The sequence below is a fragment of the Streptomyces sp. Sge12 genome (assembly GCF_002080455.1).
Classification (GTDB): Bacteria; Actinomycetota; Actinomycetes; order Streptomycetales; family Streptomycetaceae; genus Streptomyces.
In genome coordinates, this window is record NZ_CP020555.1 from 1,443,538 (window position 1) to 1,465,478 (window position 21,941).

Genomic DNA, 21,941 nt, shown 5'->3' on the forward strand with positions numbered 1-21,941 from the left:
CGTGCCCCGGGGTCACCGCCCGCCGCCCGGGGCGGGGACGGCCGTTGTGCCTGGGGGCCGGAGAATTCCCGTAGCCATTGCCGTCACATCTCCCGTTCTACACTGCCGACCCATTACATCCTATTTCGGACACGCCGCCCGGGGATTCCCCGGGCCGCCCCAGAGCCCTTCACCTGCGGGGAATCGTCCCCTCTTGCCGTGATTGAGGACCGCCTCAGCTTACGCTGTAGAACGTCGCGGAGCCCTCCCGGGTATTCGCTCCGCCACCGAATGTCGCCGCGGAATGCGGGAGCACGATTGAGGCCCCCGCCGCGCTGAGCGGCGGGGGCCTTCGGGTGAAGCGGAAAAGCGCCGGAAGAGGGCGCCGCGCGACCCGGAGGTCAGCCGTTGGTGGCCTTCTCGTACGCCGAGACGACTTCCTCGGTGGGCCCGTCCATCAGGAGCTCACCCTTCTCCAGCCACAGCACCCGGTCACAGGTGTCACGGATGGACTTGTTGTTGTGGCTCACCAGGAACACCGTGCCGGCCTTCTGCCGCAGTTCGCGGATCCGGTCCTCCGAACGCACCTGGAAGCTGCGGTCACCGGTGGCCAGCGCCTCGTCGATCATCAGAACGTCGTGGTCCTTGGCCGCCGCGATGGAGAAGCGCAGACGCGCCGCCATACCGGAGGAATAGGTACGCATCGGCAGGGAGATGAAGTCGCCCTTCTCGTTGATGCCCGAGAAGTCGACGATGCTCTGGTAACGCTGCCTGATCTGCTCGCGGGTCATACCCATCGCGAGACCGCCGAGAACGACGTTCCGCTCGCCGGTGAGGTCGTTCATCAGGGCCGCGTTGACACCCAGCAGCGAGGGCTGGCCGTCGGTGTAGACCTTGCCCTCCTCGCAGGGCAGCAGGCCCGCGATGGCGCGCAGCAGGGTCGACTTGCCGGAGCCGTTGGAACCGATGAGGCCGATGGCCTCGCCGCGGTAGGCGGTGAAGGAGACCCCGCGCACGGCGTGGACCCGCCGGACGCCCGGGGCGTCGCCCTTCTTCCGGCGGATTATCTTGCTGAGCGCGGCGGTGGCCGCGCCCTTGCCGGCGCTGCCGGTGTTGACCCGGTAGACGATGTGGACGTCGTCCGCGATCACGGTGGGGATGCGCCCCTGGGTGTTGTCAGCCACGGCCGTAACGCTCCTCAGACTTCCAGAAGTACACGAAGCCGCCGATGCCGATCACCACGGCCCAGCCCACCGCGAAGGCCCACACGTGCGGAGGCAGGTTGCTGCTGCCGTAGTCGTCGATCAGCGCGAACCGGATGAGGTCCATGTAGATCGCGACCGGGTTCCACAGCAGCACGTCGCTGATCCACTGGGGCTGGTCCTCGAGGTAGATCCCGATCGGGAACATGACCCCGGAGGCGTACATCCAGGTACGCATCACGAACGGCATCAGCTGCGCCAGGTCGGGGGTCTTGGAACCCATCCGCGCGAAGATCATGGCGAGGCCTGTGTTGAAGACGAACTGGAGCGCCAGGGTCGGGACGACCAGCAGCCACGAGAGCCGCGGGTAATTGCCGAAGGCAACGGCGATCACGAAGACGACGATCATCGAGTACAGCAGCTGCTGGAGCTGCTGGAGCGAGAAGGACACCGGCAGCGAGGCGCGCGGGAAGTGCAGCGCGCGCACCAGGCCGAGGTTCCCGGAGATCGCCCGGACACCCGCCATCACCGAGCTCTGGGTGAAGGTGAAGACGAAGATGCCCATCATCAGGAACGGGACGTAGACGCCCTTGGGCATCTCCCGGCCCGCGCCGAGGATCAGGCCGAAGATCAGCCAGTAGACGGCCGCGTTCAGCAGCGGGGTGGCCACCTGCCAGACCTGGCCGAGCTTCGCCTGGCTGTACTGCGCGACCAGCTTGGCCCTGGAGAAGGCCATGATGAAGTGGCGCCGGCCCCAGAGCTGCCGCACGTACTCGCCCAGCCGCGGCCGGGCGCCGCTGACCGAGAGGCCGTACTTCCTGGCGAGCTCCGCGGGGCTCAGCCCCGCGTCGTCGGACGGCGGCCTGCTCGTGGCGAGGGCACCGTCGTGGGTTGTGTCACTCACAAGTTGAAACTTTCGTCTTCAAGATGCGGCCAGGTGGGCATCAGGCTGGTGGCTCGAGGCCCGTGATCGCGTCATGTTCCCAGACGCGGGCTGGTCAGATGACAGGAGGTCGGCCCAGCCGGGTCAACCGCCAGACCGTACGCCATCTCATCGGGCGGCGGGGTCCGCAGGGAGTGGTCCATCCCTCCCGGAAGCCGCCGAACCAGGCCTTGAGCGCGGGTACCGAAGGCCTGCGGGCGAGCGTCAGCAGGAGCCAGACGCCCACGTAGACCGGGACCAGCGGGGCGGGCAGGTTGCGGCGGGCGAGCCACACCCGGTTACGAGCCACCATACGGTGGTAGACCGCGTGCCGGGAGGGGGCAGTTGTCGGGTGCAGCAGCACCATGTCCGCCCGGTAGTCGATCAACCACCCTGCGTCGAGCGCCCGCCAGGCCAGATCGGTCTCCTCGTGCGCGTAGAAGAACTCCCCCGGCAGGGCTCCGACCTGCTCGAACACCGTCGTGCGGACGGCATTGGCGCCGCCCAGGAAGGTGGTGACGCGGGAGGAACGCATCGGGTCGGAGGCGCGCAGGCGCGGCACGTGCCGGCGCTGGGTGACACCGGTCTCGGGATCGGCGATCCGGAAGCTGATGATCCCGAGCGCGGGGTCCTCGGTGAAGGCCTGGCGGCACAGCTCGGCGGTGTCGGTGCGCTCCAGCAGGCCGTCGTCGTCCAGGAAGAGCAGCACGTCCACGTCACGGCCGCCGGGGCCGAAGGCCTCGATGCCGACGTTGCGCCCGCCCGGGATGCCGAGGTTCTCGGGCAGGTCGATGCTGCGGACACCCTCGGGCAGGCCGGTGACCTGCACGCCCTGGCCCACGACGACCACGTCGACGGGGGCGCCGTCCTGGCGGGCCACCGAGTCCAGGAGCGCCTTGAGCTCGTCGGGCCGGTTGCCCATGGTGATGATCACGGCGCCCAGCCGCAGCGGGGCACTCACTTGAGCCTGCTGGAGGCGAGGATGGACACCAGGTGCAGCACGGTCTGGAGCATCGCGATGCCGGCCAGTACGGCGACACCGACGCGGGACCAGTACAGGTCGCCCTGCACCTGGTCGACGACGGCCAGCACCAGGATGAGCAGCGAGGCCTCGATGCCCAGGATCAGGCGGTGGAACTTGAGCGCGGCGGCGGCGCGGCGGGCGAAGGCCATGCCCTTCGCGCGCGGCTCGGCGGCCGCGTCCTTGACCACGGGCTTGCCGGCCTGGTGGCGGGCGACACCGACCAGGTCGGTCTCGGCCTTGATCAGGATGGCGCCGAGCGCGGCCAGGGTGCCCAGGAAGGCCCACAGCCAGTCGGCGCCGCCGGGGCCCCACAGGTCGGCGGCGCGCAGGCCGAAGCCGACCAGGACCGCGGCGTCGCACAGATAGGCGCCGACCCGGTCCAGGTAGACGCCGGAGAGCGAGTACTGCTTCTTCCAGCGGGCCACTTCGCCGTCGACGCAGTCGAGCAGCAGGTACATCTGGACCGCGACCACGCCGAGGACGGCGCCCAGGATGCCCGGCACCAGCAGGGCCGGGAGGGCGAGGACGCCGGCGAGGGTCATCAGGTAGGTCAGCTGGTTCGGCGTGACCTTGGTGGTGACCAGGTAGCGGGTGATGCGCAGGGAGACCTCGCGCATGTAGAGGCGCCCGCCCCAGTGCTCGCCGCTGACCCGGTCCTTGACACCCGCGGGGTGGACGACCGGCCTCAGTTCAGCTACGGATGGTCTTGACATAGTCGGCGTAAGCGTCCCTGATCTCGGCGGCGGACAGGTTGAGGTGCTCCAGGATCGTGAAGCGTCCCGGGCGGGTCTGGGGGGCGTACTCGACGGCCGCGACGAACTCGTCGACGCTGAAGCCGATCTCCTCGGGTCCGACCGGCAGGCCGTGCCGGCGCAGTACCTCGACGAAGAGGCCCGACTGTTCGGCGGCCCCGCGCAGGTGCATCGCGAAGGCGGCGCCGATGCCGACCTGCTCGCCGTGGAGCGCGGAGCGTCCCGGGTGGAGCAGGTCGAAGGCGTGGCTGATCTCGTGGCAGGCGCCGGACGACGGGCGGGAGTCCCCGCTGATCGACATGGCGATGCCGGAGAGCACCAGCGCCTCGGAGAGCACGGTGAGGAACTCGTCGTCGCCGCATCCGCCGGGGTGGCGCAGTACGGACTCGCCGGCGGTACGGGCCATGGCGGCGGCCAGGCCGTCGACGGGCTCGCCGGTGATCTTGTGCGAGAGCTCCCAGTCGGCGATCGCCGAGATGTTGGAGATCGCGTCACCGATGCCGGCGCGGATGAACCGGACCGGTGCTTCCTTGATCACGTCGAGGTCGATCACCATGGCGATCGGCGTGGGCACGCCGTAGGAACCGCGGCCGTTGTCGTTGTCCAGGATGGACACCGGCGAGCAGATGCCGTCGTGCGAGAGGTTGGTGGCGACGGCCACCATGGGCAGCCCGACCCGCGCCGCGGCGTACTTGGCCACGTCGATGATCTTGCCGCCGCCCAGGCCCACGACGGCGTCGTAGCGGCGGCCCTTTATGTCGTCGGCCAGCTTGACCGCGGAGTCGATGGTGCCGTCGACGACCGCGTACCAGTCGGCGTGCGGCAGGACGGGCTCCAGCTTGGCGCGCAGCGCCACGCCGGAGCCTCCGCTGATCGCGATGGCCAGCTTGCCGGAGGCGGAGATCCGCTGGTCGGCCAGGAGGCCGGCCAGGTCGTCCATCGCCCCGCGACTGATGTCGACGACGACGGGCGAGGGGATGAGCCTCGTCAGTACTGGCATGCGATCGTCCGGCCCTTGGCGAGGTCGTCGTGGTTGTCGATCTCGACCCACTTGACGTCGCCGATGGGGGCCACGTCGATGGTGAAGCCGTCGTTGACGAGCTGCTGGTAGCCGTCCTCGTAGTAGAGGTCGGGGTCGCGCTCGAAGGTGGTCTTCAGCGCCTCGGCGAGCTGCTCGGCGGCCTCGGGCTCGATGAGGGTGACACCGATGTACTCGCCGGTGGCGTCGGCGGGGTCCATCAGCTTGGTGATCTTCTGCACGCCCTTCCCGTCGGCGGTGACGACCTTCATCTCCTCGTCGGCCAGGTTCTTGACCGTGTCGAGGGCGAGGATGATCTTCTGGCCGTTGCCGCGGGCGGCGAGCAGGGTGCGCTCGACCGAGACCGGGTGGACGGTGTCGCCGTTGGCGAGGATCACGCCCTGCTTGAGGACCTCACGCGCGCACCACAGGGAGTAGGCGTTGTTCCACTCCTCGGCCTTGTCGTTGTCGATCAGCGTGATCTTGACGCCGTACTTGGCCTCCAGGGCCTCGCGGCGGGCGTACACGGCTTCCTTGCGGTAGCCGACGACGATGGCGACCTCGGTCAGGCCGACCTCGGCGAAGTTGCCCAGCGTCAGGTCGAGAACCGTCAGGCTCTCCTCGTCACCCTCGGGGCCGACCGGCACGAGCGCCTTGGGCAGGGTGTCGGTGTAGGGACGCAGACGGCGTCCGGCACCGGCAGCGAGTACAAGGCCGATCATGCTGGTTCTCCTTCGTCATGTACGGCGGGTGCTCCGGAGGAGACCCAGAATCGGATGCTCTCCACGAGCACCACGAGTGCCACGAACACGGCCAGGGCCGTGAGCGCGACGGGGAAGTCCGCTTCGCGCGATACGAGGACGGCCGCGAGGACCGTGATCAGCAGGACCCGGCCTTCGTGGCCGCCGATCGTCCGCACCAGCCAGTGCGGGGGCGCGCCGGTGCCGCCGCGGATGCGGTACACCGTGTCGTAGTGATGGTAGGCGACCGCCGCGATCAGGCCGAATGCCGCCGGGAGGGCCCCGGGGACGTCCGCCCTGACGGCGAGCGCGAGGACCGTGACGTACTCGGCGGCCCGGAACAGCGGCGGGATCAGCCAGTCCAGGGCGCCCTTGAGGGGCGCGGCGACGGCGAGGCCCGCCGTCATGGCGTAGATCACCGCGACCGCGATCAGCCGCGGGTCGCCGAACGGCAGGAACACCGCGCCCGCGATCATCACCAGCGTGCCGAGGGCCGCCACGTACACGGAGCCGAAGGATCCGGCGCGGCCGCGCAGCAGGCGGGCCTGGACCTCGGCGAGCGGGCCGGAGTCGGCCAGGTCGGCCAGGGCCCGGGCCGCCCGGTCGGTGCGGGTGGCCCTGCGGGTCAGGGAGCGCAGGACCCGCCCGGCGGTGGTGTAGAGCGCGCCGAAGGCGCAGCCGATCAGCAGGGCGTAGAAGACGATCCGCGGGGTGGTGAAGGCGGTCAGGACCGCGATCATCGCCCAGCGCTCACCGATCGGAAGGATGATCATCCGGCGGAGCCATACGGTCCAGCCGACGCTGTCGAGCCGGTCGGAGAGGGCGGCCGTGGGGCTCGTGTTGGCGGTGGCGTCGTGGTTGGCCTCGTTGAAGGAGAAGTCCACGACGTGCCGGCAGGTCATGAGGATCATGGAGCCGACCGCCAGGGCCCAGACGTCGTCGCCGTTCCTGGCCGCGCCGAGCGCGAGGCCCGCGTAGAAGGAGTACTCCTTCGCGCGGTCGAAGGTGGCGTCGAGCCAGGCGCCCATGGTCGAGTACTGGAGCGAGTAGCGGGCGAGCTGCCCGTCGGTGCAGTCCAGCACGAAGGAGACGAGCAGCAGCACGCCGGCCGCCACATAGCCCCAGCGTTCGCCGGTCGCCGCGCAGCCGGCCGCGATCAGCGCGGTGATCAGCGAGGCGGTGGTGACCTGGTTCGGGGTCAGGCCGCGGCGCGCGCACCAGCGGGCGATGTAGCGCGAGTACGGGCTGATGCAGAAGGTGGTGAAGAAGCCGTCGCGGGACTTCACGGCGGTCCGCAGGCGTACGGCCTCGTCGTCGACGGCGGCGACGGCGGCGGTCGCGGCCTCCCGCTCCGCCGGGCCCGCGGGGACGGCGGCGACGAGCGTGCCCAGCTCGGGGCGCTGCACGGTGGTGCCGGCGGCCTCGACCGCGGCGGCGAGCCGGTCCGGGTACGGGCCGGCGGCGGCGGGTTCGGCGGCGGGTTCGGCGCCAACGGGTTCCGCTGCGGCGAGGGCCGCGGCCTTCTCGAGGGCCTCACGGGCGCCGGCCTGGACGCCGAGGGCCCCGGTGACGGCGCAGGCGTCGAAGCGCGGATCGGTCAGCGCGAGGCGCAGTGCGTGCACGTGCCCGACGAAGGCGCTGTCCACGACGGCCACGCGCTGGTCGGCGGGTACGCCGGCCAGTGCGGCGGCGGCGTCCTGGGGACCGGCGGCCGGGCGGACCTCGAAGCCGAGGGAGCGCAGCTCGTCAGCGAGCGGTGATCCGGGGACCGGCAGGCCGGTGAGGATGACGGTCGGCAGACGAACTCACTCCTTGTAACGAATTCCGAACGCGCGCCTGAGGGGGCGGCGGCACGTCGGCAGAGGCTATCGGATGAATGGAAGCAGGGGTTCACCACCCGTTTACGCCCCGATAAGCCGAATATCCGGGCTCCGGGCCGGGTTCCGATCATCATTGACGATCACGGCGCGGTACCACAAACGGCCCGGATGTTACGGTGGACACGCCCCTGAACGTGTCGAGTGGAAAGAGGTGGGTTGATGACCGTCGTAGTGGTCGCGGCCATGCGCAGCGAACTCCGGTGCATCTCCCATTCCTTCCGGGTATCCGGCCGGGCCTGACCCCACAGCTGGGCCTCGTCGGCCGGAGCCCCCGTTCCAAGGGTTCACGTTGACCGACAGCACTTCCTCCGACGACCGCTTCGACGACTCCTGCGACGAGTCGGGCGGTGTCGACGACTTCACGCACGCCTTCTTCGCCCTGCACCACGGCCTGCCCCGGCAGGCTCCGGGCTCCGACGCGAGCACCCGCCGCCTGCTGTCCCTGTGCGGACCGCTGCCCGAGCGGCCGCGCGTCCTCGACCTGGGCTGCGGTCCGGGCCGCAGCGCCCTCCTGCTCGCCGCCGAGGCGGGCGCGGGCGGGGCCGAGGTGACCGCCGTCGACCTGCACGCCCCCTTCCTCGAAGAACTCCGGGCGGCCGCCGCGGCCCGCGGGCTCGGCGACCGCGTCCGCACCGCCCTGGCGGACATGGGATCACTCACGGGCGAGGACTTCGAGGACGGTTGTTTCGACCTCGTCTGGGCGGAGGGCTCCGCCTACATCCTCGGCTTCGACGCCGCGCTCGCGCGGTGGAAGCGGCTGCTCGCCCCGGGCGGCACCCTCGTCCTGACCGAGTGCCAGTGGACGGTCCCCGAGCCCTCCGCCGGCGCCCGCGCCTTCTGGGACCCGCACTACGCGCTGCGCACCACCGCCGGCAACCTCGCGGCCGCCCAGGCGGCGGGGTACCGGGTGCTCGGCGTGCACCACCTGCCCGATGCCGACTGGGCCGAGTACTACGGCCCGCTCTCCGAGAGGGTGCGTACCCTCTCCGGGGCCGAGAGCCCCGCGATGGCCGCCGCGCTGGCCGCGACCCGTGAGGAGCTCGACGTACGGGCCCGTCACGGGCACGAGTACGGCTACACGGGCTACGTCCTGCGTCCGGTCACCGCCGGGGACGGCGGCGCCTGGCCCGCCCGCCCGGAGACCGCGGCGGATGCGGCCGCGGTACGGGAGGTCAACCTGGCGGCGTTCGGGACCCCGCTGGAGGCGGACCTCGTGGACGCGCTGCGCACGGACGACTCCTGGCTGCCCGGCCTGTCGTACGTGGCCGAGGCCCCGGACGGGTCGGTGGCGGCGCACGCCCTGCTGACCCGGTGCGAGGTCGACGGCGTTCCGGCGCTCGCCCTCGCCCCGGTGGCGGCCGATCCCGCGGTCCAGCGCTCGGGCGCGGGCAGCTCGGTCGTACGGGCCCTGCTGGCGGCGGCCCGGGAGCGCGGGGAGTCGCTGGTCCTCGTCCTGGGGCACCCGGAGTACTACCCGCGCTTCGGTTTCGTACCGGCGTCGCACTTCGGGATCCGGGCACCCTTCGAGGTCCCGGACGGGGCGATGATGGCGCTGGTGCTGGACGATTCTGTTCCGGTGCCGGCGGGAACGATCGGCTACCCGGCCCCGTTCGGGGTCTGACGCCCGCGCGGCATCCGCTGATGTCGCCCGCGATGTGATCCGCCCCTCGTCGCCTAGCACGCGACGGGGGGCGGACATGCGTGGATCTCCGAAGTGGGGACAAGCCGCTTTTGTACGGCAGACTGAAGGCCGAAGTCCGAAGCGAAGGATGGGTATGCCGACCACACCAGCCACCGCCGCGAACAGCGCGTCCAACGGCACCGGTACTCAAGAACCGATCATGCTCGAACTGGTCGACGAGTCCGGCAACACCATCGGCACGGCGGAGAAGCTCTCCGCCCATCAGGCGCCCGGGCAGCTGCACCGGGCGTTCTCCGTGTTCCTCTTCGACGAGCAGGGCCGTCTGCTGCTCCAGCAGCGGGCCCTCGGGAAGTACCACTCCCCCGGCGTCTGGTCGAACACCTGTTGCGGTCACCCCTACCCCGGGGAGTCTCCGTTCGCGGCCGCGGCCCGGCGGACCCACGAGGAACTGGGACTGTCGCCCTCGCTGCTCGCGCAGGCGGGAACGGTCCGCTACAACCACCCGGACCCCGCATCGGGTCTCGTGGAGCAGGAGTTCAATCACCTGTTCGTGGGACTCGCGCAGGCTGCCGTGCAGCCGGATCCGGAGGAGGTCGAGGACACCGCCTTCGTCTCCGCCGAGGAGCTGGCGAAGCGGCACGCCGAAGTGCCGTTCTCGGCGTGGTTCATGACCGTCCTGGACGCGGCGCGGCCCGCGATCCGCGAGCTGACCGGCGACGCGGCCGGCTGGTAGCCCACAGGCCCGCAGCGCCGTCCCGCCGCGCGGCCCCGCCGTTCCGCCGTTCCGCCGACCGCCGCTCAGCCCGCGGCCGGCGGGGCGGTGAGCGGGAGGGCGGCCCAGATCACCTTGCCGCCGGTCGAGGTGTGCTCGACGTCGCAGACCCCGCCGGCCTCCAGTGTGACCTCCCGGACCAGGAGCAGTCCCCGGCCGCCGGTCTGGCCGAAGTCGGCCTCCAGCGCCTTGGGGCGGTAGGGGTGGTTGTCCTCGACGGCCACCCGTACCCATGCGCGGCCGATGGCCACCTCGACCGCGACCTCCGGCGAGAGCAGGGCGGCGTGCCGGACCGAGTTCGTCACCAGTTCGGAGACGATCAGGAGCAGGGAGTACACCAGGTCCTGGTGGGCCGGCACCCCCTGGCGCCCGAGCAGGTCGCGGACCGCGCGGCGGGCCTGCGGAACGGATTCTTCAACCGCGGGCGCGGTGAACCTCCACACTCCCTCGTAGGCGAGGGGGTCGGCCGGAGCCTCCGCCTCCCCCTCCTTGGCCGGCGGGATGCTCCCGCTCACATCCATCTTCCGTCCCCCGTCTTCACGCTCGATCGTCTCCACGCGACAAGAGTGGGGAACGGGCTGGTCCGGACCGGACTGCTGACCAGAAGTCAGCGTCTATAGGGCACTTTCTGACCGCTGGCGTATGACAGAGTCAGTTGTTCGACTGTTCCTGATCTTCTGCCGGACGCTTCCCGGCCGTCTCGCCCGGCACGCCCGCCGCTGCCGCCTCCGCCGGGAGCCCGTCCTCCCTGACCAACCCCAGGATGCGCCGGGACCCCATGCCCATCGCGACCAGGCTCAGCCCGTCGAACAGCAGGGCGAGGGAGAAGAAGGTTCCGATCACGTACAGACTGTTGCCGGGCCAGCCGGAGAGGATCAGGAACCCCAGCAGGATCCCGAACGCCCCCTGGACGATCGCGAGACCGAAGTGGGAGCCGCGCACCACCAGCGCCCCCACCAGCCGGAACACCCCACCGGTGAGGAAGAGCAGCGCGGCGAACATGGTCAGCGCCTCGGCGCTCGCCCCGGGACGGCGCAGGATCACGAAGCCCGCCGCGAGGTTGATCGCGGCGACGACGACGGCGAGCCAGAAGTAGTTGCTCCGGCGCGCCTGCACGGCCTGCAGCAGGCCCACCACACCGCCGATCAGCAGCAGCCAGCCGAAGAGGAACATCGAGGTGAGGGTGGCCAGGCCGGTGTAGACGAGGCCGACCAGTCCGGCCAGCACCAGCAGCACCCCGAGCGCCGTCATCAGCGCGAAACTGCGGCCCAGCTTCTTCTTCTCGCGCTGCGGTTCCGGGCCCCCGACCCTGGCCCCCGTACGGTCTGCGCGGTCTGCGCCCATGGACGTGCCACCTCCTCGCACCCCCGACGGACTCCCTTGATCATAGGTATGACCGCCCGGGATAGCATCCGGCGCATGGACGCAGCCCAGGACGCAACCCTCCTGCACACGGTCGCCGACGGGGTGGCCACCGTCGTCATCTCGCACCCCGCGAAGCGCAACGCGATGACCGCTGCCATGTGGCGGGCGCTCCCGGAGCTGCTGGCGGGCCTGGCCGACGACCCGGCGGTACGGACGCTCGTGCTGACCGGGGCCGGAGCGACCTTCTGCGCGGGCGCCGACATCTCCTCCCTGACCGGGGACGCCGGGGACGCCGGCGCCGATGATCCGCGGGCCCTGGCCGTCGCGGCCGAGGAGGCCCTGGCCGCCTTCCCCAAGCCGACGCTGGCGGCGATCCGCGGCTTCTGCGTGGGAGGCGGCAGCCAGCTGGCGGCGGCCTGCGACCTGCGCTTCGCCGAGGAGGGCGCCTCCTTCGGAGTGACCCCGGCCAAGCTGGGCATCGTCTACCCCGCGTCCTCCACCCGCAGGCTGGCGGGCCTGGTCGGCCCGGCGTGGGCCAAGTACCTCCTCTTCTCCGCCGAGCTGATCGGCGCGGAGACCGCGCTGCGCGCCGGATTCCTGAACGAGCTGCTGCCGGCCGGCCAACTGGACAAGCGCGTCGCCGAGTTCACCCGGATCCTGGCCTCGCGCTCCCAGCTGACGCAGGCGGCCGCCAAGGAGTTCGCGGACGGCCGGACCGACCGGGACGCCTACTGGCAGGGCCGGGCCGCCGCCGGCGAGGACACCGCGGAGGGAGTCGCCGCGTTCCTGGAACGCCGGGCACCGCGCTTCACGTGGACGCCCTGACGGCCGGCCGTCAGCCGGGCGTGCCGCTGCCCCGCAGCATCTCGACGAGAGCGGCCGGGGCCTTGTCGGGCGAGCCCGCGTCATAGGGCGGCTGGGGGTCGTACTCGGTCATCAGCTGCACGGCTTGCGCGAAGTCGTCGCCGGCGATCCGGCCGAGCAGGGTGAGCCCCATGTCGATCCCGGAGGACACCCCTGCGGCGGTGACGTACTTCCCGTCGAACACCACGCGCTCGCCGGTCGGCTCGGCCCCGTGCTTCGCCAGCCGGTCCAGGTACAGCCAGTGGCTGGTGGCCCGCCGGCCGTCGAGCAGCCCGGCGGCGGCCAGCAGCAGGGATCCGGTGCACACCGAGGTGGTCCAGGTGGTCGTGGCGTCGACGGTGCGTAGCCAGTCCAGGACCACGGGATTGGCCATCTCCCGCTCGGGATGCGGCCCGCCGGGCACGATGACGATGTCGGGCCGGGTGACCTCGTCGAGGCCCTTGTCGGCGACGAGCGCGAGCGCCCCGCTGTCCGTCCGCACGGGACCCGGCCGCTCGGAGACGAAGACGACCTCGGCGTCGGGGAGCCGGCCGAGGGTGTCGAAGGGCCCGACGGCGTCGAGGGCGGTGAAGTGGTCGTAGAGCAGTACGGCGATCTGCATGGCTCCTCCGGAGCGGTGGTCGGAACACGACGGAACCCCCTGGGGGGCGACTCTTCTTCTTCGGCCGCCGGGGCCGGCCCTCAGGCGCGGGACGTGCCGAACCGGCGGCGGTACTCGGCGGGCGGCTGGCCGAGGGTCCGTACGAAGGCCCGGCGCAACGCCTCCGGGTTCCCGTACCCGCAGGCCCGGGCGATCTGTGCGATCCCTTCCCCGCTCTCCTCCAGCAGCCGCCGCGCGTGGTCCACCCGGACCCGTTCGACGTACCGGCCGGGCGTGACCCCGGTCTCCGCCTGGAAGGCGCGCGCGAAGTGCCGCGGCGACAGCCGGGCCCGGGCGGCGAGCCGCTCGACGCCCAGGTTCTCCCCCGGGTGCTCGGTGATCCACTGCTGCACGTCCCGCAGCGGGTCCCGCCGGGCGGTCTGGGCGGCCAGCTGCGCGCTGAACTGCGCCTGGTTGCCGGGCCTGCGCAGGAAGACCACCAGGTGCCGGGCGATCGTCAGGGCCACGTCCCGGCCGTGGTCCTCCTCCACCAGCGCCAGGGCGAGGTCGATCCCGGCGGTGACCCCGGCCGAGGTGGCCACCGGTCCGTCCCGTACGTAGATCGGGTCCGGCTCGACGGAGACGGCCGGGTAGTCCCGCGCCATCCGCTCGCAGGCGTACCAGTGCGTCGTCGCCCGCCGCCCGTCCAGCAGCCCCGCCTCGGCCAGCAGCAGTCCTCCCGTGCACACGGACACCAGCCGTCCCGCGCCGCCCCCGTGGGCACGGAGCCAGTCGGTGAGCCTCGGCTCGAAGTCCGCCGTGAACCGCCCCCCGGGCACCAGCACCGTGGTCCCGGGGTCCGGCCGGGCGCTCTCCAGCTCCCCGTCCGGCACCAGCGTCAGCCCGCTTCCGGTGCGGACGGGCGTTCCTGCGGGAGCGACCGTCCGGATCGTGTACCCGGCCCGCCCCGGGAAGTGGGCGAGCGCGGCGAACACCTCCACCGGCCCGGTCACGTCCAGGCTCTGGACCCCGTCGTAGAGGAGGACGAGGACGTTGCGCGGCGATGACCCCATGGATCCATGGTGTTCTGCGCCCGTGACGGCCGCAATGACGGGCTTCCCACCTATCCGGCCATGCCGGGCCCCGTCCGCGCGCGGATAGGATCGGCTCATCATGACTGCAACCCTCGTCGCCAAGAAGCTCACCGCCGCGCACGGTGAGCGCACCCTCTTCGCCGATCTCGACCTCGTCGTCGCGCCCGGCGACGTCATCGGCCTCGTCGGCGTGAACGGCGCCGGGAAGTCCACCCTGCTTCGGCTGCTCGCCGGGCTGGACACTCCCGAGACCGGGGAGCTGCGGCTGTCCCCGCCCGGCGCGGCCGTCGGGCACCTGCCGCAGGAGCCGGAGCGCCGGCCGCAGGAGTCCGTCCGGGAGTTCCTGGCCCGCCGCACCGGCGTCGCGGCCGCCCAGGCGGAGCTCGACGCGGCGACGCAGGGCCTGGTGGACGGGACGCCGGGCGCGGACGACGCGTACGCGACGGCGCTGGACCAGTGGCTGAACCTCGGCGGCGCAGACCTCGACGAGCGGGCCCAGGAGGTCGCCGACGACCTCGGTCTCGCGGTCGGCCTCGACCTGCCGATGACCGCGCTCTCCGGTGGCCAGGCGGCCCGCGCGGGCCTCGCCTCTCTCCTCCTGTCCCGCTACGACGTCTTCCTCCTCGACGAGCCCACCAACGACCTGGACCTGGACGGTCTGGAGCGGCTGGAACGCTTCGTCAAGGGGCTGCGTGCCGGCACGGTCGTGATCAGCCACGACCGCGAGTTCCTCACCCGGACGGTCACCAAGGTCCTCGAACTCGACCTCGCCCAGCAGCAGATCAACCTCTACGGCGGCGGCTACGACGCCTACCTGGAGGAGCGCGAGCGCTCGCGCGACCACGCCCGCGAGGAGTTCGAGGAGTACGCGGACAAGAAGGCCGCCCTGGAGGGCCGGGCCCAGATGCAGCGCAACTGGATGGACAAGGGCGTGCGCAACGCCCGCCGCAAGGCGAGCGACAACAACAAGCTCGGCAAGAACCTGCGCGCCGAGTCCAGCGAGAAGCAGGCCGCCAAGGCCCGCCAGACGCAGCGCGCCATCGAGCGGCTGGACGTCGTGGACGAGCCCCGCAAGGAGTGGGAGCTGCGGATGGAGATCGCGGCGGCCCCGCGCTCGGGCTCCGTGGTGGCCACCCTGCGCGAGGCGGCCGTCCGGCGCGGGGACTTCTCCTTCGGCCCGGCCAGCCTCCAGATCGACTGGGCGGACCGGGTGGCGATCACCGGGGCCAACGGCGCCGGCAAGTCCACCCTCCTCGCCGTCCTGCTGGGCCGGCTGGCGCCGGACTCCGGCTCCGCCACCCTCGGCTCCGGCGTCCTGGTCGGCGAGGTGGACCAGGCGCGCGGCCTGTTCCTCGGCGACGAACCGCTGCTGGAGGCCTTCTGCGCGGCGGTCCCGGACACCGAGCCGGCCGAAGTGCGCACCCTGCTGGCCAAGTTCGGGCTGAAGGCGGCGCACGTCCTGCGCCCGGCGGCGACCCTCTCGCCGGGCGAGCGCACCCGGGCGGCGCTGGCCCTGCTCCAGGGCCGCGGGGTGAACCTGCTGGTCCTGGACGAGCCCACCAACCACCTCGACCTGCCGGCGATCGAGCAGCTGGAAGCCGCCCTCGACGCCTACGAGGGCACCCTGCTGCTGGTCACGCACGACCGCCGCATGCTGGACGCGGTACACGTGACCCGCCGCCTGGAGGTCTCCGGCGGCAAGGTCACCGAGCTCTAGTCCTCCGGAAGGGCCGCCCCGGGCCGGCCGTACCCCGTGGTCTCGCGCCGGGCACAGCCCTCACGGGCCTCGCGGGCCCGCTCCGGGGGCGGGGTCACATGTCCGCCCCGGCCGGGGGCCGGCGCTTGCGGGCCATCTTCCGGGCGACGAAGGTGCGCGGCAGGTGCCGGGCTGCGAGGGCGTAGGCGCGGTAGCGGCGGCCGGTGATGCTGACCGGGCGGCGCAGGGCGAGGTCCTTCAGCGCCTGCGCGACCACGGCCTCCGGTTCCAGCCACACCGCGTCGCGCAGCGCGCTGACGTCCATCCCGGCGCGCGCCTGGAACTCGGTGCGGGTGAAGCCGGGGACCACGGCCAGCACCCGGACCCCGTACGGCGCCATGTCGACCCGCAGCGACTCGCTGAAGGCGGTGATCCAGGCCTTGGCGGCCCCGTAGGTCCCGGTCGGCAGGAGTCCGGCCACCGAGGAGACGTTCAGGACGGCGCCCCGGCGGCGGGCGCGCAGGCCGGGCAGCAGGGCGTGGGTGAGCCGCAGCGGGACCTTGACCAGCAGGTCGAGCATCCGCTCCTCGTCCTCGACCGGGCTGTACGGGAAGGGCGCGGGCAGCCCGAAGCCCGCGTTGTTGACCAGGATGTCCACGGGGCGGGCCGGGTCGGCGAGCCGCGCGGCGACGGCGGCGCAGTCCGCCGGGTCCAGCAGGTCGGCGGGCAGCACCTCGGACGCGGTGCCGTACTCCCTGGCCAGTTCGGCGGCGACGGCGTCGAGCCGGTCCTTGTCGCGGGCGACGAGGACCAGGTCGCAGCCCTTGGCGGCGAAGCCCCGGGCGAAGGCCGCGCCCAGTCCGGCGCTGGCCCCGGTGATCAGTACGGTGGTCGCCGCGGCGTTCGCCGCGGTCATCGGATCGGTGGTCCGGTCAGCGGTCCGGTCGGTGGTCCGGTCGGTGGTCCGGTCGGTGGTCACAGCGGGTTCACTTCCTTGGTGGGACGGGCGAGGCGTACGCCTGGGCGACGTCGACGAGGAACCGGGCCTCGTCCGCCAGGTCCCCGTCCTCCTGCGAGGTGTGGATCGCGGCGGGCAGTTCCAGCGCGGCGCCCTCCCCCGGCTGTCCGGGCGCCCCGTCGAGCTTCGCCTGCCGTGCCTCCCGCAGGACGCGGGCCAGCGCGGTGGCGGTGGCCCGCTGCTCGGGGATGCCGTGTCCGGCGACCTGGCCGCGGGCGCGGTCCAGGGCGCCCGGCGCCGCGTACTCCCCCAGGATCAGGATCGCGTCGCGCGTCTCGATGACCTTGCGGTAGACGAGCAGGTTGCGCGGGACCGGCGGCCACAGCAGCTCCATCACCCGGCAGGCGCGCGGCTTGTTGAGGGCCACGTGCGGGACCGCCTCGACCAGGTCGCGCCACAGCGGCCACAGCCGCCAGGCGGTGGCCAGGTCGGCGAAGGTACGGCGGAGGGTGAACAGGGTGGGCACGAGGATCGCGACGGCGCGCAGCAGGCCGTGCAGGTTCATGAGCAGCGGGAGGGCGGGCATCGCCCAGGTGCTGCCGAACAGGGCCTTGAGCAGGTACGCCAGCCAGAACAGGCCGGCGAGCGCGGTGCCGAGGCCGAACAGGCGGAGCCCGGCGGCCAGGCCCCGGCTCGCGGTGCGGCGGCTGTAGCGCCAGCACAGGGCCACGCAGACGGTGTTGGCGACCACGTGCGCGGAGATCAGCACCAGCCAGTAGGCGAGGGAGGGCACCGGGTCGCCGACCGGGGGCATGGTGTGCGTGCCGTGGCCGGGCGCGGCCGCGTCCAGGGCGAGGAGGGCGCCCAGCCAGGCCGCGGTGGCGGTGCAGGCGGCGAGTTGGAGCCGGCGGCCGCGGGTGGTGGCGGCGACGAAGTAGAGGACGGCGCCCGCCGAGAGCACCCCGATGAGGTTGCGGACGAGGCCGATGGTGTGGGCGTAGCCCGGGCCGCGGTCCATCGCGTACGCGACGACCTCCGGGAGGTTGAGCGTCATCGCGGCGGCGGCGGTGGCGACGGCCAGCCACAGGCCGCGCTGCTGGGGCGAGCGCAGGGCGCCGGGGGCGCGGAGCAGGACGGCGGCCCACAGGCACACCACGCTGGGGAGGGCGAGCCAGTTGCCGAAGGCGGTGAGGTCAGCTGCCATCGTTGGCCCGCTCGTACCCCATGGCGGACTCCAGCCGGGCCAGGGTGCCGCGTTCACTGCCGGTGGAGCGGGGCCCGGTGTTCGCCGTGCGGATGCGGATCATGCTGGCGAGCATCTCCGCCTCCTGTTCCTGGCGGGTGGTGTAGTTGGTGCGTCCGAGGACGACCGGGGCGTTCCCGTCGCTCTCCTCCCCCTCCAGCGAGTGGTGGCCGAAGAGGATGTGGCCGAGCTCGTGGAGGACGATGTGCTCCCGGTGCAGCGGCGTCGTCTGCGCCTCGTAGAAGACGTAGTCGACGCTGGCCGTGCCCACCCACAGTCCGCAGACCCCGGACTCCGCCGCCTCCTTGGGGAGCGGGTGGAGCCGGATGGGGCGTCCGCGCCGCTCGGCTATCCGTCCGCACAGGACGTCGAGGGAGAAGGGGTGGGTCAGATCCAGATGGCCGAGAATCTGCTCGCACCTTTTGCGAATGCTGAGTTGCCGGTGGGGCATGTGATCCCTCTTCGGACCCTTTCCGGGGCAACGGCGGTAGGCGTGTGTGGGCATGGGCATGACGTCCTGTGCCTTCGAGGCGGCCTCGGGGAACGCGGTCCTGAGGGGTCCTGGGGGGTCCTGAGGAGAAAACGCGGACGCCCGTCCGCCGAGTGACGAACGGGCGTTCCACCATGCCTACAGATCTTGTACGTGAGTTGGCAAGGCAAGTCCCCAGGTGGGGAACCTATTCGGCCATCCTGTACGAAGATCCTCACGCGCCGGGTGGCTGCAAGACACCCTTGACGGCCGCTACCGCTTGCGGCGCTCCTCGGGGGCGGAGGTGAGGCCCGCGCGGCGCAGGGCGTCGGCCATCGCGCTGTTGGCGGGGGCCGGGGCGCTGCCTCCGCCGCCGCCCTGCCGCCGGCCCTGGCCGCCCTGGCCCCGTTCGCCCTGGCCCCGGCCCTGGTTCCGGCCGCCCTCGCGGGTGCCCTCACGGCCGCCGGCGCCGCCGCGCTGCTGCGGGGGACGGCCGTTGCCGGCGCCGTTGCCACCGCCCCGCCGGTCCTCGCGCTGCCGGGGCGCGCCCGCGCCGCGCTCCGCCCCCGCCTCGTCCTCCAGGCGCAGGGTCAGCGAGATCCGCTTGCGCGGGATGTCCACGTCCATGACCTTCACGCGGACGATGTCGCCCGGCTTGACCACGTCCCGGGGGTCCTTGACGAAGTTCTTCGACAGCGCCGAGACGTGCGCCAGCCCGTCCTGGTGGACGCCGATGTCGATGAAGGCGCCGAAGGCGGCCACATTGGTGACCACTCCCTCCAGGATCATCCCCGGCGCCAGGTCGCCGATCTTCTCCACGCCCTCCTTGAAGGTGGCCGTCCTGAAGGCGGGACGCGGGTCGCGGCCCGGCTTCTCCAGTTCGCGCAGGATGTCCGTGACGGTCGGCAGGCCGAAGGCCTCCGTGACGAACTGCTCCGGTCGCAGCGAGCGCAGCACATCGCCGTTGCCGATCAGCGCCGCCACCTCGCTGCCCGCCGTCTTGGCCATCCCGCGGACCACCGGGTAGGCCTCGGGGTGCACGCTGGAGAAGTCCAGCGGGTCGTCCCCGCCGCGGATCCGCAGGAAGCCCGCGCACTGCTCGTACGCCTTCGGGCCGAGCCGGGCCACGTCCTTGAGCCCCTTGCGGCTGCGGAAGGGGCCGTTGGCGTCGCGATGGGCCACGATGTTCTCGGCGAGGCCGCCGCTGATGCCCGACACCCGGGAGAGCAGCGGCGCGGAGGCGGTGTTCACGTCCACGCCGACGCCGTTCACACAGTCCTCGACGACCGCGTCGAGCGAGCGCGAGAGCTTCACCTCGGACAGGTCGTGCTGGTACTGGCCGACGCCGATCGACTTCGGGTCGATCTTGACCAGTTCGGCGAGCGGGTCCTGCAGCCGGCGGGCGATGGAGACCGCGCCGCGCAGCGACACGTCCATGTCCGGCAGTTCCTGCGAGGCGAAGGCGGAGGCCGAGTACACGGAGGCGCCCGCCTCGGAGACCATCACCTTGGTGAGCCCCAGCTCCGGGTGGCGCGTGATGAGGTCACCGGCCAGCTTGTCGGTCTCGCGGGAGGCCGTGCCGTTGCCGATGGCGACCAGCTCGACGGAGTGCTCCTTCGCCAGGCGGGCCAGCTTGGCGAGGGACTCGTCCCACTTGTTGGCGGGCACGTGCGGGTAGATCACGTCCGTGGCCACGACCTTGCCGGTCGCGTCCACGACGGCGACCTTCACACCGGTACGGAAACCGGGGTCCAGGCCGAGGGTCGCCCGGGTGCCGGCGGGCGCCGCGAGCAGCAGGTCGCGCAGGTTGGACGCGAAGACCCGTACGGCCTCGTCCTCGGCGGCCTGGCGCAGCCGCATCCGCAGGTCGATGCCGAGGTGCACCTGGATCTTCGTACGCCAGGCCCAGCGGACCGTGTCGCCCAGCCACTTGTCGCCGGGGCGGCCGCGGTCGCCCACGCCGAAGCGGCGGGCGATCATGCCCTCGTACGTGGACGGGCCGGGCTCCTCGCTCGGCTCCTCCGGCTCCAGGGTGAGGTCGAGGACGTCCTCCTTCTCGCCGCGCAGCATGGCGAGGACCCGGTGCGAGGGCAGCGCGGTGAACGGCTCGGCGAAGTCGAAGTAGTCGGCGAACTTGGCGCCCGCCTCCTCCTTGCCCTCGCGGACCTTCGCCGCGAGGCGGCCGCGGCCCCACATGCGCTCGCGGAGTTCGCCGATCAGGTCGGCGTCCTCGCCGAACCGCTCGGTGAGGATGGCGCGGGCGCCCTCCAGGGCGGCCGCCGGGTCGGCGACGCCCTTGTCGGCGTCGACGAACGCGGCCGCGGCGGCGGCCGGTTCCACCGACGGGTCGGCCAGCAGCCCCTCGGCGAGCGGCTCCAGCCCGGCCTCGCGGGCGATCTGCGCCTTGGTGCGCCGCTTGGGCTTGAAGGGCAGGTAGATGTCCTCCAGCCGGGCCTTGGTGTCGGCCGCGGCGATCCGGGCCGCGAGCTCGTCGGTGAGCTTGCCCTGCTCCCGTACGGAGTCCAGGACCGCCGCGCGGCGGTCCTCCAACTCGCGCAGATACCGCAGCCGCTCCTCGAGGGTGCGCAGTTGGGCGTCGTCGAGCATCTCGGTCGCTTCCTTGCGGTAGCGCGCGATGAACGGCACGGTGGAGCCGCCGTCGAGCAGCTCGACGGCGGCCTTGACCTGCCGCTCCCGTACGCCGAGCTCCTCGGCGATCCTGCATTCGATGGACGTCGTCACGATCGGGTCCCGCCTGCCTTCGTTTGCACTGGAAGGCTGCCAATTGTGGCAGGTGGCGGTGACGGACGGCGGGAACCCTGCCCGTTGCCCGCGGTCAGGCCCGGCCGAAGAGGTCGCGCGGGAAGGCCCCGGCGCCGATCGCCTTGGTCACGAAGCCGCTGCCCAGTTCCGCGAGACGGGCCAGGCCCTGCTCGCCGAGGTGCTCGTACGGGGCCACGTCGAGGCGGTCGGTCTCGGCCTCCAGGCGCTCGCGCACGGCCTTGCCCTCCTCGGTGAGCTCGCCGTCCGCGTCGAGGATCCCGCGCTCGCGCAGCCGGCCGGTCGCGGCGTCCAGGTCGGACTGCTCCCAGCCGCGGATGGCCTTGATCCACTTGGCGGTCATACCGCGGCCGGTGGCGGTATGGCTGACCAGCGCCTCCACCGGGTCCAGGGCCGCGAGGAGCAGGGCGGCGAGGTGGCCGTCGCCGCGGTGCTCGCGCAGCAGGGTGGTGGCGTGCCACAGGCGCAGGTGCGGGGCCTCGGGTACGGGGAGGTCGGCGTGGGCCGCGTAGAGGGTGCGGGCGTGGCGGGTGCAGCCCTCGGTGGCGCGCATGGCCAGGTCGGCGGCCTCGGCCATCTCCGGCGACTCGACGGTCTCGGGCCCGAGCAGCCGGCGCAGGGTGCTGTCGGCGGCCCGCAGCCGGGCGGCGAGGACCTGCTCGGGCGTCGCGGTGTCCCACACGGCCGGAAGGTGCCGGGCGAGCAGGTCGTGGCGGTAGTTGTAGAAGGTGGCGGTCACCGTGCCGGGCCCGACGGCGCCCATGGCGGCGGCGCGGCTGGCGAGATTGACGGCCACCGGGTCCGTGACGCCGAGGGCTGCGAGCTCCTTGGCGAGATCCGGCGAGAAGTAGATCGTCGCGTGCAGCGGGTTGATCGCTGCATGCCAACAGCGACGGGCGGCGAGCAGGGGAAGCGTCATGCCCGGCAGGTTACCGACTGTTCGGTATGCCGGGTAGGGCG

General features: G+C 72.3%; 21 protein-coding genes. 5 read left to right on the top strand and 16 right to left on the bottom strand.

All coding sequences use genetic code 11. The features are described 5' to 3' along the window. Positions 1-380 precede the first annotated feature (380 nt). The 7 genes from B6R96_RS06490 to B6R96_RS06520 form a co-directional block, all read right to left on the bottom strand. Positions 381-1,163: an ABC transporter ATP-binding protein gene (locus tag B6R96_RS06490; RefSeq protein WP_053168875.1), complete on the bottom strand. Its 783-nt coding sequence runs from the start codon at positions 1,161-1,163 to the stop codon at positions 381-383. Further along, a complete protein-coding gene (locus B6R96_RS06495; RefSeq protein ID WP_030385162.1) occupies positions 1,156-2,085 on the bottom strand; it encodes an ABC transporter permease in 930 nt (309 codons plus the stop codon). The genes B6R96_RS06490 and B6R96_RS06495 overlap by 8 nt, the downstream gene beginning before the upstream one ends. Before the next feature lie 94 nt (positions 2,086-2,179). Then, positions 2,180-3,025, bottom strand: a complete 846-nt coding sequence (locus B6R96_RS06500; protein ID WP_384511522.1) for a glycosyltransferase family 2 protein — start codon at positions 3,023-3,025, stop codon at positions 2,180-2,182. A gap of 35 nt (positions 3,026-3,060) precedes the next feature. Then, entirely contained in the window at positions 3,061-3,840 is a 780-nt protein-coding gene (locus B6R96_RS06505) for a CDP-alcohol phosphatidyltransferase family protein (RefSeq protein WP_079408119.1), read from the bottom strand. Then, positions 3,818-4,879 carry an iron-containing alcohol dehydrogenase family protein gene (locus tag B6R96_RS06510; RefSeq protein WP_030385165.1) on the bottom strand — a complete coding sequence of 354 codons (1,062 nt, stop codon included), beginning with the start codon at positions 4,877-4,879 and terminating at the stop codon, positions 3,818-3,820. The genes B6R96_RS06505 and B6R96_RS06510 overlap by 23 nt, the downstream gene beginning before the upstream one ends. Beyond that, positions 4,867-5,619, bottom strand: a complete 753-nt coding sequence (locus tag B6R96_RS06515; protein WP_030385166.1) for a phosphocholine cytidylyltransferase family protein — start codon at positions 5,617-5,619, stop codon at positions 4,867-4,869. The genes B6R96_RS06510 and B6R96_RS06515 overlap by 13 nt, the downstream gene beginning before the upstream one ends. Beyond that, the gene (locus B6R96_RS06520; RefSeq protein WP_237291353.1) at positions 5,616-7,259 is read right to left on the bottom strand and encodes a DUF5941 domain-containing protein; all 1,644 of its coding nucleotides are present in this window, start codon (positions 7,257-7,259) and stop codon (positions 5,616-5,618) included. Before B6R96_RS06520 ends, B6R96_RS06515 begins: the two co-directional genes overlap by 4 nt. On the opposite strand from B6R96_RS06520, the gene B6R96_RS37970 reads away from it, so the two are divergent. The 3 genes from B6R96_RS37970 (at position 7,254) to idi (ending at position 9,892) form a co-directional block, all read left to right on the top strand. Further along, on the top strand, positions 7,254-7,397 hold the full coding sequence (locus B6R96_RS37970) for a hypothetical protein (protein ID WP_234431683.1): 144 nt from the start codon (positions 7,254-7,256) through the stop codon (positions 7,395-7,397). The genes B6R96_RS06520 and B6R96_RS37970 overlap by 6 nt on opposite strands. 499 nt (positions 7,398-7,896) lie before the next feature. Then, positions 7,897-9,138: a bifunctional class I SAM-dependent methyltransferase/N-acetyltransferase gene (locus B6R96_RS06525; protein WP_237291639.1), complete on the top strand. Its 1,242-nt coding sequence runs from the start codon at positions 7,897-7,899 to the stop codon at positions 9,136-9,138. 154 nt (positions 9,139-9,292) lie between these two features. Further along, positions 9,293-9,892: an isopentenyl-diphosphate Delta-isomerase gene (gene idi / locus B6R96_RS06530; protein ID WP_030385169.1), complete on the top strand. Its 600-nt coding sequence runs from the start codon at positions 9,293-9,295 to the stop codon at positions 9,890-9,892. A 65-nt stretch (positions 9,893-9,957) separates the two neighbouring features. Here the strand turns inward: idi and B6R96_RS06535 are convergent, their stop codons facing one another. Together B6R96_RS06535 and B6R96_RS06540 are read right to left on the bottom strand one after the other, a co-directional pair. Then, the gene (locus B6R96_RS06535) at positions 9,958-10,452 is read right to left on the bottom strand and encodes an ATP-binding protein (RefSeq protein WP_051779071.1); all 495 of its coding nucleotides are present in this window, start codon (positions 10,450-10,452) and stop codon (positions 9,958-9,960) included. Between the two features lie 130 nt (positions 10,453-10,582). Beyond that, on the bottom strand, positions 10,583-11,275 hold the full coding sequence (locus tag B6R96_RS06540) for an HdeD family acid-resistance protein (RefSeq protein ID WP_081521927.1): 693 nt from the start codon (positions 11,273-11,275) through the stop codon (positions 10,583-10,585). 75 nt (positions 11,276-11,350) lie between these two features. On the opposite strand from B6R96_RS06540, the gene B6R96_RS06545 reads away from it, so the two are divergent. Then, complete coding sequence (locus B6R96_RS06545) at positions 11,351-12,121, top strand: enoyl-CoA hydratase/isomerase family protein (RefSeq protein ID WP_081521928.1); 771 nt, start codon at positions 11,351-11,353, stop codon at positions 12,119-12,121. 10 nt (positions 12,122-12,131) lie between these two features. Here the strand turns inward: B6R96_RS06545 and B6R96_RS06550 are convergent, their stop codons facing one another. Together B6R96_RS06550 and B6R96_RS06555 are read right to left on the bottom strand one after the other, a co-directional pair. Beyond that, positions 12,132-12,761, bottom strand: a complete 630-nt coding sequence (locus B6R96_RS06550) for a DJ-1/PfpI family protein (protein WP_081521929.1) — start codon at positions 12,759-12,761, stop codon at positions 12,132-12,134. 80 nt (positions 12,762-12,841) lie between these two features. Further along, entirely contained in the window at positions 12,842-13,813 is a 972-nt protein-coding gene (locus B6R96_RS06555) for a GlxA family transcriptional regulator (protein ID WP_081521930.1), read from the bottom strand. A 100-nt stretch (positions 13,814-13,913) separates the two neighbouring features. Here B6R96_RS06555 and B6R96_RS06560 point away from each other — a divergent pair, with 100 nt between their 5' ends. Then, positions 13,914-15,551, top strand: coding sequence for an ABC-F family ATP-binding cassette domain-containing protein (locus B6R96_RS06560; protein ID WP_081521931.1), 1,638 nt, complete (start codon positions 13,914-13,916; stop codon positions 15,549-15,551). Between the two features lie 94 nt (positions 15,552-15,645). Here B6R96_RS06560 and B6R96_RS06565 read toward each other — a convergent pair whose 3' ends face one another. The 5 genes from B6R96_RS06565 to B6R96_RS06585 form a co-directional block, all read right to left on the bottom strand. Then, positions 15,646-16,509, bottom strand: coding sequence for an SDR family NAD(P)-dependent oxidoreductase (locus B6R96_RS06565; protein ID WP_237291354.1), 864 nt, complete (start codon positions 16,507-16,509; stop codon positions 15,646-15,648). Positions 16,510-16,516: 7 nt separating this feature from the next. Beyond that, the gene (locus tag B6R96_RS06570) at positions 16,517-17,692 is read right to left on the bottom strand and encodes an MAB_1171c family putative transporter (RefSeq protein ID WP_081521932.1); all 1,176 of its coding nucleotides are present in this window, start codon (positions 17,690-17,692) and stop codon (positions 16,517-16,519) included. Beyond that, positions 17,682-18,182: a hypothetical protein gene (locus B6R96_RS06575; protein ID WP_030385178.1), complete on the bottom strand. Its 501-nt coding sequence runs from the start codon at positions 18,180-18,182 to the stop codon at positions 17,682-17,684. The genes B6R96_RS06570 and B6R96_RS06575 overlap by 11 nt, the downstream gene beginning before the upstream one ends. A gap of 291 nt (positions 18,183-18,473) precedes the next feature. Further along, on the bottom strand, positions 18,474-20,942 hold the full coding sequence (locus tag B6R96_RS06580; protein ID WP_081521933.1) for a Tex family protein: 2,469 nt from the start codon (positions 20,940-20,942) through the stop codon (positions 18,474-18,476). Positions 20,943-21,036: 94 nt separating this feature from the next. Next, positions 21,037-21,900: an SCO6745 family protein gene (locus B6R96_RS06585; protein ID WP_053701439.1), complete on the bottom strand. Its 864-nt coding sequence runs from the start codon at positions 21,898-21,900 to the stop codon at positions 21,037-21,039. Positions 21,901-21,941: the final 41 nt, after the last annotated feature.

What these genes read in the sequence shown, in the direction of transcription:
- B6R96_RS06545 (WP_081521928.1), top strand. Translation starts at nt 11,351, where the DNA reads ATGGACGCAGCCCAGGACGCAACCCTCCTGCACACGGTCGCCGACGGG.
- B6R96_RS06585 (WP_053701439.1), bottom strand. Translation starts at nt 21,900, where the DNA reads ATGACGCTTCCCCTGCTCGCCGCCCGTCGCTGTTGGCATGCAGCGATC.
- B6R96_RS06515 (WP_030385166.1), bottom strand. Translation starts at nt 5,619, where the DNA reads ATGATCGGCCTTGTACTCGCTGCCGGTGCCGGACGCCGTCTGCGTCCC.
- B6R96_RS06560 (WP_081521931.1), top strand. Translation starts at nt 13,914, where the DNA reads ATGACTGCAACCCTCGTCGCCAAGAAGCTCACCGCCGCGCACGGTGAG.
- B6R96_RS06535 (WP_051779071.1), bottom strand. Translation starts at nt 10,452, where the DNA reads ATGGATGTGAGCGGGAGCATCCCGCCGGCCAAGGAGGGGGAGGCGGAG.
- idi (WP_030385169.1), top strand. Translation starts at nt 9,293, where the DNA reads ATGCCGACCACACCAGCCACCGCCGCGAACAGCGCGTCCAACGGCACC.
- B6R96_RS06575 (WP_030385178.1), bottom strand. Translation starts at nt 18,182, where the DNA reads ATGCCCCACCGGCAACTCAGCATTCGCAAAAGGTGCGAGCAGATTCTC.
- B6R96_RS06500 (WP_384511522.1), bottom strand. Translation starts at nt 3,025, where the DNA reads ATGGGCAACCGGCCCGACGAGCTCAAGGCGCTCCTGGACTCGGTGGCC.
- B6R96_RS06570 (WP_081521932.1), bottom strand. Translation starts at nt 17,692, where the DNA reads ATGGCAGCTGACCTCACCGCCTTCGGCAACTGGCTCGCCCTCCCCAGC.
- B6R96_RS06550 (WP_081521929.1), bottom strand. Translation starts at nt 12,761, where the DNA reads ATGCAGATCGCCGTACTGCTCTACGACCACTTCACCGCCCTCGACGCC.
- B6R96_RS06555 (WP_081521930.1), bottom strand. Translation starts at nt 13,813, where the DNA reads ATGGGGTCATCGCCGCGCAACGTCCTCGTCCTCCTCTACGACGGGGTC.
- B6R96_RS06540 (WP_081521927.1), bottom strand. Translation starts at nt 11,275, where the DNA reads ATGGGCGCAGACCGCGCAGACCGTACGGGGGCCAGGGTCGGGGGCCCG.
- B6R96_RS06510 (WP_030385165.1), bottom strand. Translation starts at nt 4,879, where the DNA reads ATGCCAGTACTGACGAGGCTCATCCCCTCGCCCGTCGTCGTCGACATC.
- B6R96_RS06505 (WP_079408119.1), bottom strand. Translation starts at nt 3,840, where the DNA reads ATGTCAAGACCATCCGTAGCTGAACTGAGGCCGGTCGTCCACCCCGCG.